General features: G+C 39.2%; 15 protein-coding genes. 9 read left to right on the forward strand and 6 right to left on the reverse strand.

Annotated features, from left to right (window positions below):
- The first annotated feature begins 37 nt into the window (after positions 1–37).
- The 3 genes from thrA to metF are packed head-to-tail and all read left to right on the forward strand — an operon-like array spanning position 38 to position 3,999.
- Entirely contained in the window at positions 38–2,449 is a 2,412-nt protein-coding gene (gene thrA / locus CGC57_RS04360) for a bifunctional aspartate kinase/homoserine dehydrogenase I (protein WP_095898118.1), read from the forward strand.
- Positions 2,450–2,474: 25 nt separating this feature from the next.
- Positions 2,475–3,068, forward strand: coding sequence for a GrpB family protein (locus tag CGC57_RS04365; RefSeq protein WP_095898119.1), 594 nt, complete (start codon positions 2,475–2,477; stop codon positions 3,066–3,068).
- The gene (gene metF / locus CGC57_RS04370; protein WP_095898120.1) at positions 3,046–3,999 is read left to right on the forward strand and encodes a methylenetetrahydrofolate reductase [NAD(P)H]; all 954 of its coding nucleotides are present in this window, start codon (positions 3,046–3,048) and stop codon (positions 3,997–3,999) included. Before CGC57_RS04365 ends, metF begins: the two co-directional genes overlap by 23 nt.
- 35 nt (positions 4,000–4,034) lie before the next feature.
- Here metF and yihA read toward each other — a convergent pair whose 3' ends face one another.
- Positions 4,035–4,640, reverse strand: a complete 606-nt coding sequence (gene yihA / locus CGC57_RS04375; protein ID WP_002680158.1) for a ribosome biogenesis GTP-binding protein YihA/YsxC — start codon at positions 4,638–4,640, stop codon at positions 4,035–4,037.
- Positions 4,637–5,401: an alpha/beta fold hydrolase gene (locus CGC57_RS04380; RefSeq protein WP_095898121.1), complete on the reverse strand. Its 765-nt coding sequence runs from the start codon at positions 5,399–5,401 to the stop codon at positions 4,637–4,639. The genes yihA and CGC57_RS04380 overlap by 4 nt, the downstream gene beginning before the upstream one ends.
- A 271-nt stretch (positions 5,402–5,672) precedes the next feature.
- Between CGC57_RS04380 and CGC57_RS04385 the strand changes: the two genes are divergently transcribed.
- On the forward strand, positions 5,673–6,287 hold the full coding sequence (locus CGC57_RS04385) for an LIC11966 family surface protein (protein WP_095898122.1): 615 nt from the start codon (positions 5,673–5,675) through the stop codon (positions 6,285–6,287).
- A gap of 45 nt (positions 6,288–6,332) precedes the next feature.
- Here CGC57_RS04385 and CGC57_RS04390 read toward each other — a convergent pair whose 3' ends face one another.
- Positions 6,333–7,958: a S8 family peptidase gene (locus CGC57_RS04390; RefSeq protein WP_095898123.1), complete on the reverse strand. Its 1,626-nt coding sequence runs from the start codon at positions 7,956–7,958 to the stop codon at positions 6,333–6,335.
- Between the two features lie 180 nt (positions 7,959–8,138).
- Here CGC57_RS04390 and CGC57_RS04395 point away from each other — a divergent pair, with 180 nt between their 5' ends.
- The 5 genes from CGC57_RS04395 (at position 8,139) to CGC57_RS04415 (ending at position 15,432) form a co-directional block, all read left to right on the forward strand.
- Positions 8,139–9,407 (forward strand): MFS transporter, encoded by a 1,269-nt coding sequence (locus tag CGC57_RS04395; protein WP_095898124.1) that lies wholly within the window; start codon positions 8,139–8,141, stop codon positions 9,405–9,407.
- Positions 9,407–9,898: a CYTH domain-containing protein gene (locus tag CGC57_RS04400; RefSeq protein ID WP_095898125.1), complete on the forward strand. Its 492-nt coding sequence runs from the start codon at positions 9,407–9,409 to the stop codon at positions 9,896–9,898. The genes CGC57_RS04395 and CGC57_RS04400 overlap by 1 nt, the downstream gene beginning before the upstream one ends.
- Before the next feature lie 57 nt (positions 9,899–9,955).
- A complete protein-coding gene (locus tag CGC57_RS04405; protein WP_095898126.1) occupies positions 9,956–12,589 on the forward strand; it encodes a valine--tRNA ligase in 2,634 nt (877 codons plus the stop codon).
- A 63-nt stretch (positions 12,590–12,652) separates the two neighbouring features.
- Positions 12,653–14,554, forward strand: coding sequence for an acyltransferase family protein (locus CGC57_RS04410; protein WP_095898127.1), 1,902 nt, complete (start codon positions 12,653–12,655; stop codon positions 14,552–14,554).
- Positions 14,555–14,616: 62 nt separating this feature from the next.
- The gene (locus tag CGC57_RS04415) at positions 14,617–15,432 is read left to right on the forward strand and encodes a 2,3,4,5-tetrahydropyridine-2,6-dicarboxylate N-succinyltransferase (RefSeq protein ID WP_095898128.1); all 816 of its coding nucleotides are present in this window, start codon (positions 14,617–14,619) and stop codon (positions 15,430–15,432) included.
- A gap of 65 nt (positions 15,433–15,497) precedes the next feature.
- Here CGC57_RS04415 and CGC57_RS04420 read toward each other — a convergent pair whose 3' ends face one another.
- The 3 genes from CGC57_RS04420 to holA form a co-directional block, all read right to left on the reverse strand.
- Entirely contained in the window at positions 15,498–15,689 is a 192-nt protein-coding gene (locus tag CGC57_RS04420) for a hypothetical protein (RefSeq protein WP_306303973.1), read from the reverse strand.
- Between the two features lie 89 nt (positions 15,690–15,778).
- Positions 15,779–15,985, reverse strand: a complete 207-nt coding sequence (locus CGC57_RS04425) for a hypothetical protein (RefSeq protein ID WP_002680080.1) — start codon at positions 15,983–15,985, stop codon at positions 15,779–15,781.
- Between the two features lie 62 nt (positions 15,986–16,047).
- Positions 16,048–17,061: a DNA polymerase III subunit delta gene (holA, locus tag CGC57_RS04430; RefSeq protein ID WP_002680140.1), complete on the reverse strand. Its 1,014-nt coding sequence runs from the start codon at positions 17,059–17,061 to the stop codon at positions 16,048–16,050.
- Between the last annotated feature and the right edge of the window lie 12 nt (positions 17,062–17,073).

Below are 17,073 nucleotides of genomic sequence, written 5' to 3' on the forward strand. Positions count from 1 at the left end.
GAGATAAGAGGTAAGAATTTGTTAATTGTTAATTGTTATGAAGATATTAAAATTTGGTGGAAAATCACTTGCCAATGACGGCATTGAAAAGGTGATTGATATTATCATTACTTCACATAAAGAACCTCTATCGGTAGTAGTTTCTGCGCGAGGCAACACCACCGATGAATTAGAGGCTTTGCTCGAAAAAGCAAGTAGAGGTGAGGACTATACTGCCGACTTTCAACAACTGAAAGACGAACAACAATACGACCCTCGTGTGTCGTTTGAGTCCGAATTTCAGTTGCTCGAAAAACTTCTTGAAGGCGTTTCGCTACTAAAAGACTACAGCCCTAAGACCAAAGATTTGGTATTGGCACAAGGTGAACTGATGTCGGCTAAACTTGTAACAGCACTACTCCAGCGCAAGGGCTTGGAAAGTACCTTTGTAGATAGCCGTGAAATCTTCAAAACTGATGCGGTGGTGGGCAATGCACAAATCATCAACTCAGTATCCGAAAAACTCACCCGCGACCGCTTTGCAACCATTCCTCCTAATTGTGTGGCAGTGGTTACGGGCTTTATCGCTTCCACCGAAAAAGGCGACACTACTACCTTGGGGCGCAATGGTAGTAACTATTCGGCAGCACTTTTGGCTAACTACCTCAACGCTTCCGAACTGCAAAACTACACCCACGTCGATGGTATCTTCACTGCCAATCCTGAGTTAGTACCCGAAGCCAAAATTATACGCCATCTTTCTTACGAAGAAGCCAATGAATTGGCTAACTTTGGAGCTTCTATACTCCACGCCAAAACTATTATCCCACTCATTGAAAAAGGCATTCCGTTGCGTATCAAAAACACTTTCAATAGTGAAGACGCCGGCACACTCATTCACCAAGAAAGCGTGCAAGAGGGCATCAAATCGATTTCGGTAATTAAAGACAATGCCCTTATCGTGATGGAAGGTCGAGGACTCTTGGGCAAAGTGGGCGTAGATGCGCGCATTTTTAAAGCCCTCGCACAAAAAGGTATCAGTGTGAGTATCATCTCGCAAGGGTCATCCGAGCGCGGGGTAGGCTTGGTAGTAGCTTCTAAAGATGCTAAACTTGCCAAAGCAGCTATAGACGAGGAATTCTCACACGATTTCTACACCAATGATGTGAGCAGTGTGAGCATTGTAGAAGATGTAGCCGTAATTTCTATCGTAGGGCAACCGCTTGCTACCTTCCACCACCCTTATAACGCACTGATACGCAACCAAATCGTTCCTTTGCTCATCAACAATGCCGTAACGGGTAGAAACGTGAGTTTGGTACTTAAAACCGAAAAACTCCACAAGGCACTGAACGTAATTCATGGTGAAATCTTTGGGGTTTCACGCCGTATCAACTTGGTAATCTTTGGTAAAGGTACCGTAGGAGCTACCCTCATCGACCAAGTGATTGCTGCACACGACAATATACTCCACCGCAAAAACATCAGTTTGCGCATTGTCGCGATTGCCAATTCACAACAACTGCTCACCAATGCAAAAGGAATTGGCAACAATTGGCGTTCTGCCTTCGATAAAGAAGCCGTTCCTTATAGCTTTGATACTTTGCAAGCCTTTGTAGATAAAAATCACTTAGAGAACCTTATCGCGGTAGATGTAACCGCCAGCAAAACCTTTGTAGATAACTATATTCCACTTATCAAGAGCGGTTACGATTTGGTTTCAGCTAATAAAATAGCAAATACTATTTCGTTTGGCTTCTACCAAGAACTGCGTAAAACCCTCAAACAACACCAAAAAACTTATCTCTACGAAACCAATGTAGGGGCAGGCTTACCATTGATAGACACTATTCGCCTCTTGCACCATTCAGGCGAGAACATCACCCGTATCAAGGGGATTTTCTCAGGGACGCTCAGCTATCTGTTCAATACTTTTTCAGCAGAAAATAAGCCGTTTAGCGAGGTGCTCCAACACGCTATCAACAGCGGTTATACTGAACCCGACCCTCGTGAAGACCTCTGTGGTAACGATGTAGGGCGCAAGCTGCTCATCTTAGCCCGCGAGCTTGATTTAGGTAATGAGTTCACCGATGTAAAGATACAAAATCTTATCCCCGAACATTTAAGAGAAGGCTCGGTAGCAGACTTTTTGCAACGCTTAGACGAGTTCAACGCGCCTTATCAGCAAATCAAAGAAGCCCAAGCGCCCGACCACGTACTGCGTTATGTAGGCGACCTTCACGGCGATTTAGCCTCTACTGAAACGGTACAGTTAGACGTATCGCTCGTATCGGTTCCGCGCAACAGTGCTCTCGGTCAGGTAAAAGGTGCCGACTCTATTTTTGAGATTTACACCGAATCTTACGGCGATAACCCTATCGTGATACAAGGAGCAGGAGCAGGCGCTTCAGTAACCGCACGCGGGGTATTTGGCGATATTTTAAGATTAGCAGAGAAGAGTAGGTTTTAGGCATCAGGTTTCAGGTGTTAGGACTATGAATCAAGAAGAAAATCCTTTGTTACAAATGTCGTTGCAGGAATTGTGGCAACTGTTCCCTATCAATCTTACGCCACACAATCCTTTGTGGAAAGAATGGTATGAGGAAGAACACAGTTTCCTTTTAAAACAATTGTCTTGTGATGAAGTGGTACGGCTAAGCCATATAGGTAGCACCGCTGTGGAAGGGATACAAGCCAAACCTATTGTAGATATGCTATTGGAAGTGAAGAAAGACAGTTCATTTCAGAAGCTAAAAGAAGTCATTTTACAATCAGGTTATCTATGTATGAATGAAACAAACGATAGGATTTCTTTTAATAAAGGCTATACTATTAATGGGTTTGCAGAACGTGTATTTCACTTGCACTTGCGTTATGAAGGCGATAATGACGAACTCTATTTTTGCGATGAACTACAAGCTCACCCCTCAATTGCCAAAGACTATGAAACACTTAAATTGTCTCTTTGGAAGCCTTTCCAGTACGACCGAGATGCTTATACCGCTCACAAAACAGACTTTATAAAACGATATACACTGATAGCAAAAGAAGAATTTAAAGGAAAATATGAAAATAACAGACCATATTAAGAATGCCAAAGGAAAAACACTCTTCTCCTTTGAAGTAGTACCTCCTAAAAAGGGAAATAATATTGAAGAATTATACCAAAACATAGACCCCTTAATGGAGTTCAACCCTCCGTTTATAGATGTAACTACCTCACGTGAGGAGTATTATTACATTGAACACCCCAATGGGCTATTGGAAAAGAAAGTAACCCGTATGCGCCCTGGTACCGTGGGTATTTGCGCGGCTATTCAGCATAAATATAAGGTAGATACTGTACCACACGTGCTTTGTGGTGGTTTTTCAAAAGAAGAAACTGAGTACCTTTTGGTAGATTGCCTCTACTTGGGTATAGACAACGTAATGGCTTTGCGCGGCGATGCAATGAAAGAACAACGCTACTTTCAGCCTACTGAGGGCGGACATACTTATGCTACCGAACTCGTTACTCAAATCATCAATTTGAACAAAGGAATTTACCTCAACGGTATTGCTGCCGACCATAAGGCTAATTTCTGTATAGGGGTAGCGGGGTATCCTGAAAAACACATTGAAGCCCCCTCACTCACCTCGGACTTGGCGCGCCTGAAAGAAAAGGTAGATGCCGGTGCCGACTATGTGGTAACACAAATGTTTTTTGACAATCAGAAGTATTTTGAGTTTGTAGAGAAAGCCAAAGAAGCGGGTATCAATGTGCCTATCATACCAGGGATTAAACCTATTGCTATTAAAAAGCACCTCAACCTGCTTTCACAAGCCTTTAAAATAGACTTCCCCGAAGAGCTCATCAAAGCAGTAGAAGCCTGCAAAAACAACGCCGATGTAAAACAAGTGGGCATAGAATGGGCTATACAGCAAAGCAAAGAGCTGAAAGCTGCAGGAGCACCCGTATTGCATTACTATTCTATGGGAAAATCGGATAATATTGTGAAAGTAATATCAGAAGTATTTTAATTAGATAAGAGATAAGAAGTAAGAAATTGTACTTTTTATCTCTTATTTTTTATCTCTTCATTGATTTGTTCGATGTAATGGGTTAGTTCTTCTTTGCCGGTTTTGTTTTCGGCTGAAGTGACGAAGTAAGGTGGAAATTCTTCCCAAGTTTCGAGGAGCACTTGTTGATAAGCTGCTATATTGCGCTCAATTACCAAAGGTTTGAGTTTATCGGCTTTGGTGAAGACAATAGCAAACGGAATGCCGTGTTCGCCTAACCATTGCATAAACTCTACATCTATCTTCTGGGGCTCGTGGCGCACATCTACTAATACAAATGCACATACCAATTGTTGTCGTTCCTCAAAATATTTAGTAATAAATTGCTGAAATACCTTTTTAGTTTCTTTGGATACTCTTGCATACCCGTAACCAGGGAGGTCTACTAAAAACCAACTATTGTCTATTTTGAAGTGATTGATGAGTTGGGTTTTCCCTGGACGCCCAGAAGTTTTAGCCAAATTCTTGTGATTGGTAAGCATATTGATGAGCGACGATTTCCCTACATTGGAACGCCCTATAAAAGCATACTCAGGTAAGTTTTCCTTAGGGCACTTACTCACCTGAGAGTTACTCATCACAAATTCAGCTTTTTTTATCATCTTACCTCCTTATTTTCAAGCCACTTATTTAAAATATCATTGAACTGTTGAGGGTGCTCCATCATTGGGGCGTGCCCACATTTGTCTATCCAATGCAGTTCGGAATTAGGCAATAGTTCGTGGAATTCTTCAGCTACTTTAGGAGGGGTTACATTGTCATTTTTACCCCAGATAAGGCAAGTAGGGGTGTCCATTTTAGGCAAATCCTTAGCCATATTGTTGCGGATAGCACTTTTGGCAAGTGCCAAAGTTTTGATAAGTTTAGAACGGTCGGAGATATTAGCAAATACCTCATCTACAATTTCTTTAGTAGCTACGGCAGGGTCGTAGAACACTTCTTCGCATTTCTTTTTGATAAAATCGTAATCACCACGGCGTGGATAACCATCGCTCATTGCACTTTCGTACAGCCCAGAACTACCTGTAAGCACTAATCCGAGTACGTTTTTAGGGTGCATTTTAGTATAGAGCAAGCCTACGTGTCCGCCAAGTGAATTACCTAGTAGGATTACTTTTTCAAACTTCTTGTGTTTGATGAATTTCTGTATATATTTAGCCAATGTTTTCACTGAAGTTGTGAGCAAAGGCATAGAGAAGAGAGGCAGTTCGGGGACTACCACTTTATATTTGCGGGAAAAAAAAGAAACTACTTCTTCAAAGTTACTAAGCCCCCCCATCAATCCGTGCAAAATAATGATAGGAGTGCCCTCACCTTTTTCGATGTATGTAAATTTACCTTCTTTTTTTACTTCTACTGTCATTGGTTTTTATCAAAAAGTTTTTTGAGGTACAAAGGTAATATTTTTATTTCTATTTACGTGCAGGAAAGCGAAAATATTTTTTTCTATTTTTTGCAAATAGCTATTTATTAAGGAAATAGGTATTAAACAGTAGAAATTAGGAAATAGGTGATAGAAGAAAAAAATAAAAATTAGACGTTAAAGATTTGTTAATGTTTAAATGACAATACAGTCGTTTATGAGAATTATATTATATTTGCAGTCTATTAAAAACATTTAAAATAACTAAATTATGATGGATTTTCTAAAGAATCTTCAGAATATGATGGGAGGATCGGCTGAAGATATGCAAAAGCAAATGGAGCAGATGCAACAGCAAATGCAACAACAAATGCAACAAATGGACGCTATGAATAGCGCTAATGAAAAAAGAGGTTGGCAACCCGATGAGGGCGTGTACTACGCTAAAGGCGAGTACGATGATGCCATAGAGTACAACAACGAAATTGTGTGTATCACTAATGGTTGTACAGACGAAATGGCCGAAATGAACGATGCTATGGACGACAATGACTTCAATCGTGCTGAAGAAGTGCGTTTGCAGTGGATTGAAGACCTTGTAACTTTCAAAGAAGAAGTGCGCAAACTTGGTGCTTACAAGGGAGATACTTCCTTACTTGAAGCTGCTATCAAATTCTTCGATAATTACGATGCTTTGATGAAAGATGGTTACAAAACTCTTATCCAAATGCGTTTAAAAGGCTTGAGAGGAACTCCAGAAGAGCAAGCTCAACTCAAGAAAAACAACGCTTTCATAGTAAAAACTGCCGAAGATTTCAATGCGGTAAGTGATGATTTCATAGAGCGTTACGAAGACGAAGACGACGATGATGATGACGACGAATAAAAAAAGCTGCCTTAGGGCAGCTTTTTTTTATGAACTATTATCTGATTATTTCAATTTAACGTTTGCCATTTTTGCTGCCATTATTACAGCGTTTTTAGCATTTACGATAGTTCCAGTTGTAGAAAGTTCACTAAAGTTCTTTTCTGGACGTTTTTTACCATCGCCTTTATCTTCACCTACATATACACTCATATTCACTTTCACCCCTGAATCCATAATGATTTTCTTCACTTGGGCTGCTGTAAGGCTTGGGAAGTAAGAACGCAACAAGGCTGCTACTCCTGCTACTTCGGGTGATGCCATTGAAGTACCTTGTAAGAATTGGTATTTGCTTTCAGGAACAGTAGCGTAGATTTTTACCCCTGGAGCAAATACATCCACATTGCGTTTGCCATAGTTTGAAAATTCAGCTACTAAATTCTTATTGAACTGATAGTTGAGTGCTCCTACAGTAAGGAAATTATCAGCAATTTCTTTTTTGTTTACCTCGTCGTTAGGGTAAGTGTCTTTCACGTCGATATCTTGAGAGTCATTACCTGCAGCGTTTACTATCAATACATCTTTAGAAGCAGCGTATTTGATAGCGTCGTACACCCACTCTTTGTGAGGAGAAAATCCTTTACCAAAGCTAGTGTTGATTACTTTAGCACCATTGTCTACTGCATAGCGCAAAGCAAGAGCGATATCTTTGTCGTATTCATCACCATCAGGAACGGCGCGTACAGCCATAATCCACACGCTATTAGCAACTCCATCCATACCGATACCATTGTTGCGTTCAGCACCAATAATTCCAGCTACGTGAGTACCGTGAAGGGCTTCTTTGCTATCAGGACCTATTACGTTGTTGTTGCCGTAATATTTTTTAGAAAAGTCGTTTTCGTCGTCTTTCAAGATAGTTTTACGCGGACTGAAGTCTAAGCCCAAGTGGTATTTGAGTTTGGTATCGAAATAGTCTACGCCTTCTTTCAATTCTTTTTTAATTTCTTCATTGTCGTTAGCGCGAGCCAAAAGTTCTTTCATAAAGCCTATCATATCGGTAGTCATTGCGTCATAAGATTTTCCTTTGGTAGCTTTTTCGATATCTTCGAGAGAATAAGTGTCTTTACCTACGATTTTGCGTACAGCTTTATCGGCGAAATCGGCAGTTTCAATAAGTTGTTGATAGAAATCCTTATTGCGTTTGGTTTCAGAGGCTTCTTTTTCGTACTCTTCTTTAGCGCGAGCATAATCGGGATTTTTAGTATCTTTAGTTTTGTAGATACGGGTCATTTCGGTATTTTCTTGAGTGATATTACCGAGGAAGTTCCATCCGTGAATATCGTCTACATAGCCGTTGTTATCGTCGTCTTTGCCGTTGTTAGGAATTTCGGCAGTGTTTGTCCAGATCACGTTTTTAAGATCTTCGTGATTGATATCTACACCAGAATCTACCACCCCTACGATGATTTTTTTAGGAGTAAGATTTTTTAGGAGGGCATAAGCCTCGTCTAAATTGATGCCAGGGAAATTTTGTTTAAACCCTTGGTGAGGCCAGCCTTTAAGAGCGTCGTCGCTGTATTTTTTTTCAGCAAAAGCGGAAGTAGGAGCTTTGTCTAACGCGCCTTTAGTAGTGCCGCAACTCGCTAATAGCAAAGCTGCTGAAGTAGCTAAAATAAATGATTTTTTCATTCTTTGTTAATTATGATTTTTTTGAGTTATATGAAAAACTTTGCAAAGGTATAAATAAATAGCAAATGAGCAAAACTTATTTTAGGTTAAAGACTTAAAAGTTTGTTAATTTCTAAAATAGTCGTACATTTGTCGGATTTTTTTAACAAACACATAAAAACATATTAAACAACAACTGTTATGAAAAAGAAAAATCCTATTACTTGGGTGCCTACCACCTATTTTGCTATGGGGCTACCCTTTGTGATGTTATCTTTAGTTTCTCCTATCATTTTCAAAGATTTAGGTGTACCCAATGAAACCATTGCTTTTTGGACTTCCTTATTAATTCTTCCGTGGTCGCTTAAGCCTATCATCAGTGTGATAATGGAACTCTACGGCACTAAAAAACAATATATTGTAATTACTGAAATCGTATCGGCAGTAGTTTTTGGCTGTATTGTTTTCTCATTGCCTTTGCCTAACTTTTTCAATATGTGTTTAGCTCTGATGGGAATCATCGCACTAAGTGGTTCTACTCACGATATTGCAGGCGATGGGATGTATATGGAACAATTAGATCCTGCTACCCAAAGTTTTTATTCAGGCTGGCAAGGAGCTTTTTACAACTTAGCCAAAGTACTCGCTAATGGCGGACTCATCTTCTTAGCGGGCTGGTTAGTGAACTCTCAAGGAATGAGCATTGTAGCCTCTTGGCAGTTGATTCTGAGCATTTGTGCAGCTATACTCGGTTTAGTAGGTTTATATCACTTCTACGCGCTTCCAAAAGACATAAAACCACAAAAAGAAGGTAGTTTTAGTGAAAAATCGGAGGAGTTATGGCGTATTTTTGCCGATTTCTTCCAAAAAAAACATATTCTCTTCTATCTTTTCTTCATTTTCTTATATCGTTTTGCCGAAGGTTTGGCAATGAAAATAGCTCCATTATTCCTCAAAGATGAGCTATCAATAGGAGGTTTAGGACTCAGCAACGAACAATACGGATTAGTGTATGGTACAGCAGGTACTGTAGCCTTCATTTTAGGCTCTATTGTAGCAGGATATTTTGTATCGAAAGTGGGGCTTAAAAAGGCTTTGTTCACTTTGGCGTGTGCTTTCAATATTCCGTTTGTAGTCTATTTGCTTTTTGCTTATTTTCAACCTACCCACTTACCTACTATCGCTATGGGAATTGTAGGCGAATACTTCGGTTATGGATTTGGTTTTGTAGGTCTTACCCTCTTTATGATGCAACAAATAGCCCCTGGTAAATACCAAATGGCACACTACGCTTTTGCCAATAGTTTGATGAACTTAGGGGTAATGATTCCAGGTATGATTAGCGGTTTCTTAAGCACCTACTTAGGATATCAACATTTCTTCTTGTTAGTAATGATTTGCACTATCCCAGCTCTTTATATGACGTGGAAAGTGCCATTCACTTACGACAACTACAAAAAAGAAAAGTAATGTTACAAGAAATAGAACGCAAATTCAAGGTAAAAAGCAACACTTATAAAGCACTCTCTACTAAGGCTATACGCATTACACAAGGCTATTTGAGCTCTGTGCCAGAGCGCACAGTGAGAGTGCGCATAAAAGGCGACGAAGCATTTCTCACTATAAAGGGCAGTAGCAACGAGAGCGGCACCACGCGTTTTGAGTGGGAGAAAGCCATTGCAGTAGCCGATGCTGAGCAACTGCTCACTTTTTGTGAAAGGGGAGTGATAGACAAAACCCGTTATCTCGTGCCTTGTGGCGAGTTGTGTTTTGAAGTAGATGAATTCTATGGCGACAATGAAGGATTAGTGATTGCCGAGATAGAGTTACCCTCTGAAAACACCCCTTTTGAGCGTCCCGAATGGTTAGGCGAGGAAGTAACCAATGAGGCGCGTTACTACAATGCTATGCTCAGCAAAAATCCCTACAGAAATTGGCAAACTGAAATAATTGACAATTGATAATTGTTAATTGTCAATTAATTACTACCTTTGCGCCTTAAAATTGACTCATTAAGTATGACAGAACCTAAAAAATACAATCCTACAGAATTAGAAGAAAAATGGTATGCCTATTGGCTTGCCCACAACTATTTTCACTCAACCCCCGATGAGCGTACCCCCTATACTATTGTGATTCCGCCCCCTAACGTTACAGGGGTGCTCCATATGGGACACATGCTCAACAACACCATTCAGGATGTGCTTATTCGTCGTGCGCGCCTCAAAGGCTTCAACGCTTGCTGGGTGCCAGGTACTGACCACGCTTCTATTGCAACAGAGGCTAAAGTGGTGGCAAAACTCAAAGAACAAGGCATTAAAAAATCCGACCTTACTCGTGAGGAGTTCCTCGTACACGCGTGGGAATGGACACACCAATACGGTGGGGTAATCCTCGAACAGCTCAAAAAATTGGGTTGCTCTTGCGATTGGGAGCGCACTAAATTCACTATGGACGAGGAACTTTCAGCTTCGGTTATCAAAGTGTTTGTAGATTTGTACAACAAAGGACAGATATACCGCGGTCACCGTATGGTGAACTGGGATCCAGAGGCTAAAACTACCCTTTCTGATGAAGAGGTAATTTACGAAGAACGTCAAGGATTTTTATATCATTTGAAATATCAAATTGAGGGGACGAATGAGTACCTTATCATTGCTACAACGCGCCCCGAAACGATTTTTGGCGATACAGCTATCTGTATCAACCCTAACGATGAGCGTTGGCAACACCTGAAAGGCAAAAAAGCGATTGTGCCTATCTGCAACCGCGTAATTCCGATTATCGAAGATGAGTACGTAGATGTAGAGTTTGGTACAGGTTGCCTGAAAGTAACCCCTGCGCACGATCCTAATGACAAGGTTTTGGGCGACAAACATCAGTTAGAAGTCATTGATATTTTCAATGATGATGCAACTCTTAATAGCTACGGCTTGCACTATGCAGGCAAAGACCGCTTTGTAGTGCGCAAGGAAATAGTAGCGGAATTAGAAGCAAAAGACTTACTTGCTAAGAAAGAAACCTATACTAACAAAGTGGGGACATCGGAGCGTACCAAAGCCGTGATAGAACCCCGCCTTTCCGACCAATGGTTTTTAAAAATGGATACTCTTATCCAGCCAGCTATCAAGGCGGTATTGGAAGACGAAAGCATCAAACTATATCCTAAAAAGTTCGAAAATACTTATCGCCATTGGGTAGAGAACGTACGCGATTGGAATATCTCACGCCAATTGTGGTGGGGACAACAAATTCCTGCTTACTACTACGGCGAGGGCAAAGACCAATTTGTAGTAGCCGAAACTAAGGCAGAAGCGCTTGTGTTGGCTAAAGAAAAGAGCGGTAATGCACATCTTACTGAAGCCGATTTGCGACAAGATGAAGATGCTCTCGATACTTGGTTCTCGTCTTGGTTATGGCCAATGAGTGTGTTCAACGGTATTTTAGAACCTAACAACCCTGAAATTGAGTATTATTACCCTACCAACGATTTGGTAACAGGACCTGACATCCTTTTCTTCTGGGTAACCCGAATGATAGTAGCAGGTTATGAGTATAAAGGCGCGCGTCCGTTTAGCAATGTGTATCTTACTGGATTGGTACGCGACAAGCAACGCCGCAAGATGTCTAAATCTTTAGGCAACTCACCCGATGCACTCAAACTCATCGCCGATTACGGTGCTGATGGCGTGCGCGTGGGACTCTTGCTCTCATCGGCAGCAGGTAATGACTTGCTGTTTGACGAAGCCCTTTGTCAGCAAGGAAAAGGTTTTGGTAACAAATTGTGGAATGCCTTCCAATTAGTAAAAGGATGGCAGGTAGATACAGTAGAGCAACCTGCAGCCGCTCAACTCGCTTTGCAATGGTTTGAAGCGAAGTCCAACGCGGTACTCACCGAAGTAGAAGACCATTTTGAGAAATACCGCATCTCCGATGCTCTAATGGCAATCTATAAACTCACTTGGGACGACTTCTGTGCTTGGCTTTTGGAAATGGTAAAACCCGAATACGGCAAACCAATGGACAAAGCGACTTACGAGGGCGTGGTAGCCGCTTTTGAGAATTTACTAAAACTTCTCCACCCCTTTATGCCATTCCTTACCGAGGAAATATGGCAAAGTTTAGCACCTCGTACCCCTGAACAAGCCCTTATCGTGGCTACCTACCCCACCGTACAGCCGTACGACGAAGAACTATTAGCAGAATTTGATTTTGCTACCGAAGTGATTGCAGGCATCCGTACGGTGCGCAAAGAGAAGAATATACCTTTCAAAACACCGCTTAGCCTTTCAGTATTAAACAAAGAGCAAACGAGCAACCGCTTTGATGTGGTACTTAGCAAAATGGGCGGACTTGAGACTATTGCCGAAGTAAGCACAGCCATAGAAGGCGCAATGTCTTTCCGCGTAAAAGCTAATGAATACTTTATCCCAATGGAAGGTGCGGTGAATGTAGAAGAGGAACTCAAAAAACTACAAGAGGAACTCACCTATACACAAGGCTTTTTAGCATCAGTGCGCAAGAAACTTTCTAATGAGAAGTTTGTAAACTCAGCGCCTGCTCAAGTAGTAGAGAACGAGCGCAAAAAAGAAGCTGATGCATTAGCGAAAATAGCAACTATTGAAAAAGCAATAGACACTTTATCAAAATAATAATCATTATACTTTGTGTACTTTGTCAAAGTCTTAAACTTTGACAAAGTCTTTTATAAAAATATGCTTAGAAAACTCTCTTATCGCCCTGATATTGATGGACTCCGTGCTTTAGCTGTAATTTCTGTTATACTATTTCATATCAACCCTAATTATATGCCAAGTGGCTTTTTAGGAGTTGATATATTTTTTGTAATTTCAGGTTTTTTAATAACCTCTATCATTTATAAAGAAATGGCAGAAGGTACTTTTTCATTTGCTAATTTCTATAATAGGCGTATTAAGCGCATCTTACCTGTTTTTTTTATAGTACTGATTGTAGGGTTATTGATCGTTTGGTGGTTATTTTTAGAGAGAAGCTATTATGAAGTTGGTAATAGTGCTATTGCATCAATACTTTTTTTATCAAATATTTATTTTTCAAGAGGTAGTGGATATTTTGATATCAATACAGAGGAAAAGCCTTTTAATCACATCTGGTCTTTATCAGTAGAAGAGCAATTCTATTTCATTTTTCCTCTTATTTTATTATTTATTTTCAAAAATAAATTCTTAAAAAACCATAAGATTGGCACACTAGTTGGAGGGGGAGGGATTTTACTACTTCTTTCATTTATAAATCTCCAAAAAATAGGACTCTCTTTAGATAGTTATTATCTTCCTCATTTAAGAATGATAGAATTATTAGTAGGGTCTATTCTTTCAGTATTCTTACTAGAGAAAGGAAATTCATTGTCAAAAACACAATCTAATTTTCTAGGAATATTCTCTGTATTACTACTCCTCATCTGTTTCTATTTAAAGGACTTTTTTATTCTTCCTTATTTTCCTGGTATTCTATCTCTTCTTCCTTGTATCTTAGTAGCTATGCTTATTTTAGCTAATGAAAAAGGACTATGGATAAAATCTTTTTTTTCATTGGGTCCTATTGTGTGGTTAGGTAAACTATCTTATTCTCTATATTTATGGCATTGGATTGTGTTAGCTGTGCTTAGATATACTTTTGGAACAGGAGAAATTGTTATAATCAATCCAATTATGGTACTTTTACTAATATTAACTCTTTCTGTGATTACTTATTATTTTGTAGAACAACCTCTTAGAGTAAAAAAATACAATTTTAAAAAATCTATCACTGTATTTTATATTATTCCTTTAATAATAGTATTATTTATCTGTGTAGGTATGTATAAGACCCCAGTGCCAGAATGTCAAAAACCTTACACTGATTATTTACCTTTAAAATGTAATAAATGTAGTGAAGGGAAAGATTTTTTGTCAACTATTGGAGATCAGAACAGCTCAGTAAAGAAAAAAATATTACTTGTAGGAGATAGTCATACATCTCATATAGTACCTTTTATTGATATAATAGGGAAAAATGAAAAATGGAAAAGCAGTGTGCTTTCAAGTGCAGGTTGTCCTTCTATTATAGGACTCAAATATAATACACCTATAAAAACACTTGATAGTGATTGTGAAAAAATGAGTAATTTCCTTAAAGACAATTATCTTGATTATGATGTTTTTATACTATCAAATAGTTATTTAGGAGAAAAAGAAAAAATACCAAATATTATAGAGCAATTGAAGAGTACCATACAAGAGTTATTAAATAGAAAGAAAGTTATTTATTTAATAAATAGTTGTATAAGGTTTGATTTTGATTTACAAAGAGTTGAAAAATTTCAAAAGAATATAGGTACTTTGCAAAAGTTGGAACTAAAAGGGAATAAATTTAAAGATAGAGTTAAAGAATGGGAGTGTATAAAAGAAGATATTAAACATAATTTTCCTCAAGTTCACTTTGTTGATATAAAAGATTATATATCAAATGATGGTTATATAGAAGGAATACCTATTCTTTATGATTCAAATCATATTAATGCCTATGGAGCGAAAAAAATAGCTGAGCAGTTTATAAAAGATGGGAAAAGATTGATTCGTGAAGAAGATTTGAAATAATTCTGTTTTGTAATAGAAAAATAAGTATTATCTTTGCGCAATTATAATCTCTTATAAATAAAATGGAACACTTAAAACAAATGATAGATGAGGCGTGGGAGAATCGCTCTCTGCTTCATGAGGAAATCGTACAACAGACTATCAGAGAGGTCATTCACCTCTTAGATTTAGGTCAGTTGCGAGTAGCAGAGCCTACTGCCGATGGCTGGAAAGTAAACGAATGGGTGAAAAAAGCTGTTGTGCTTTACTTCCCTATCCAAAATATGAAACCCGTAGAGGTGGGTATCTTTGAGTTTCACGATAAGATTCCACTCAAACACAACTACGACGAGAAAGGAGTGCGCGTAGTACCTCCTGCTGTAGCACGCCGTGGTGCTTTTATTGCCAAAGGCGCTATACTGATGCCCAGCTATGTGAATATAGGGGCGTATGTAGATGAAGGTACAATGGTAGATACGTGGGCTACTGTGGGTAGTTGCGCTCAGATAGGCAAGCACGTGCACCTGAGTGGTGGCGTAGGTGTAGGAGGTGTATTAGAACCTTTGCAAGCAGCTCCCGTGATAGTAGAAGACGGAGCTTTTATCGGGTCGCGTTGTATCTTGGTAGAAGGAGTGCGCGTAGGCAAAGAAGCGGTACTTGGTGCTAATGTAGTGCTTACAGCCTCTACTAAAATCATTGATGTAACGGGCAGTGAACCTAAAGAACTGAAAGGCTATGTACCTAAGCGCTCAGTAGTAATCCCTGGTAGTTACACCAAGCACTTCCCTGCTGGCGATTATCAAGTGCCTTGTGCTCTTATCATCGGGCAGCGTAAAGCCTCAACCGATAAGAAAACTTCACTAAACGATGCTCTAAGAGAGTATGGAGTTTCTGTTTAGGTAAAAGATAACAAGTAGCAAAAAAAGCTGTCTAACAAAAGTAAAATGTAGACAGCTTTTTTCTTCTATAAAGGTCTTTGTTTAGTACTTCTAAAATAGTGTATTTCTATTCTATTTTTATCTTCTATAACTTTATAATAAATTACAAACCTATTATCTAAAAAGTTTCTTCGATACATTCCTAAATGCTCACTATATTTTGCTAAGAAGTAAGGATTTTTTGCTATTTCTCTTTGTAAAACTTCTACTGCTTTCATTATTTTTTCAGAATAGGTATAACTCCCATTATGTTTATACCAATAAGTAAGGGTGTTATAATAATCTTCTTCAGCGTCGTAAATCCATTTTATTTCCATTGGTTGATCATCTGTTGGGCTTTTCTATGTACTTCTGAACTATCAGTAAACATTCCTAATTGTGATTGTTTTTCAGCTATAGCTAATTTACGTAGGTCTTCGGCTGTTAGCTCATAATAGAAATCTTCTTCATTTTCAACTAATTGACAAGGTTGAAAATCTGTATTTTCTTCTAAAGGTATGACATTTGTTTGCATAACATTTCTATTTTTTTACAAAGGTATGATATTATTTTTTAAGCTACAAAAAGATTTTCAAATTACGCTTGTAACATTATAATCAGTTCTTTGCGAAGGTCGGCTTCGGAGAGGTTATTGGTGGCTCCTAAGCCTTTGCTTTTTAGGTCGATTTGGCGCAGCGTAGCAATGATAGCACTCACGCGCTTCATTGGGTAGTGTTGTGCCCCTGAACGCAGGTCTTTGATAGCAAAAACAGGCACTTTTAAGGTTGCCATTACGTTCTTATCAGTTTGGTCGGTAAGACCGTGGAAAGCCAAAAGTTGTTGAAAATAACCATAAAGCACGGTAAGCGTCATTACCAAGGGATTATCCTTAGGATTATCAGCGAAGTGTTTGAGGATACGCGCTATCTTATAGGCATCGTTTGCAGCAATAGCACTCTTGAGTTCAAAGTTGTTAAACTCCTTGCTAATACCTATATTTTTCTCTATAATTTCGGGGGTTACTTCAGTATTTTCAGGAACGATAAGGGCTAATTTATTCACCTCATTTTGTATCCTACTCAGGTCGGTACCTAAGAAATCTACTAACATTTGTATGGCTTTAGGCTGAATGCTGAGGTGTTTTTTCTTCAATACATCGGGTAACCAAGCGACTACTTGGTTTTCATAAAGTTTTTTGCTTTCAAGTAATACGCAATCTTTGTTCTTTTGTAAGGTTTTCAGCAGTTTCTTGCGTGCGTCTAACTTCTCGTATTTATAACAGAATACCAAAACCGTTGTAGGGGTAGGGTTCTCTACATAAGGCACTAATTGGTCGATAGTAGCTCTGAGGTTTTGGGCTTCTTTAACGATAATCACTTGGCGGTCGCTCATCATTGGGAAACGGCGCGCATAATCGATAATCGCAGGCACTGTTACATCTTGACCGTAGAGCACAATTTGGTCGAAACCCTTTTGGTCTTCTTGCAGCACGTGATCTTCAATGTAATCGGATACTATATCTATGAAATAAGGTTCTTCGCCCATCAGAAAATAGATAGGAGCGATAATGCCTTTTTTTATGTTGCCTACAATAGTTTTTACTTCATTCATAGTGCAAAAATA

It is taken from the genome of Capnocytophaga sputigena (assembly GCF_002302495.1).
Classification (GTDB): Bacteria; Bacteroidota; Bacteroidia; order Flavobacteriales; family Flavobacteriaceae; genus Capnocytophaga; species Capnocytophaga sputigena.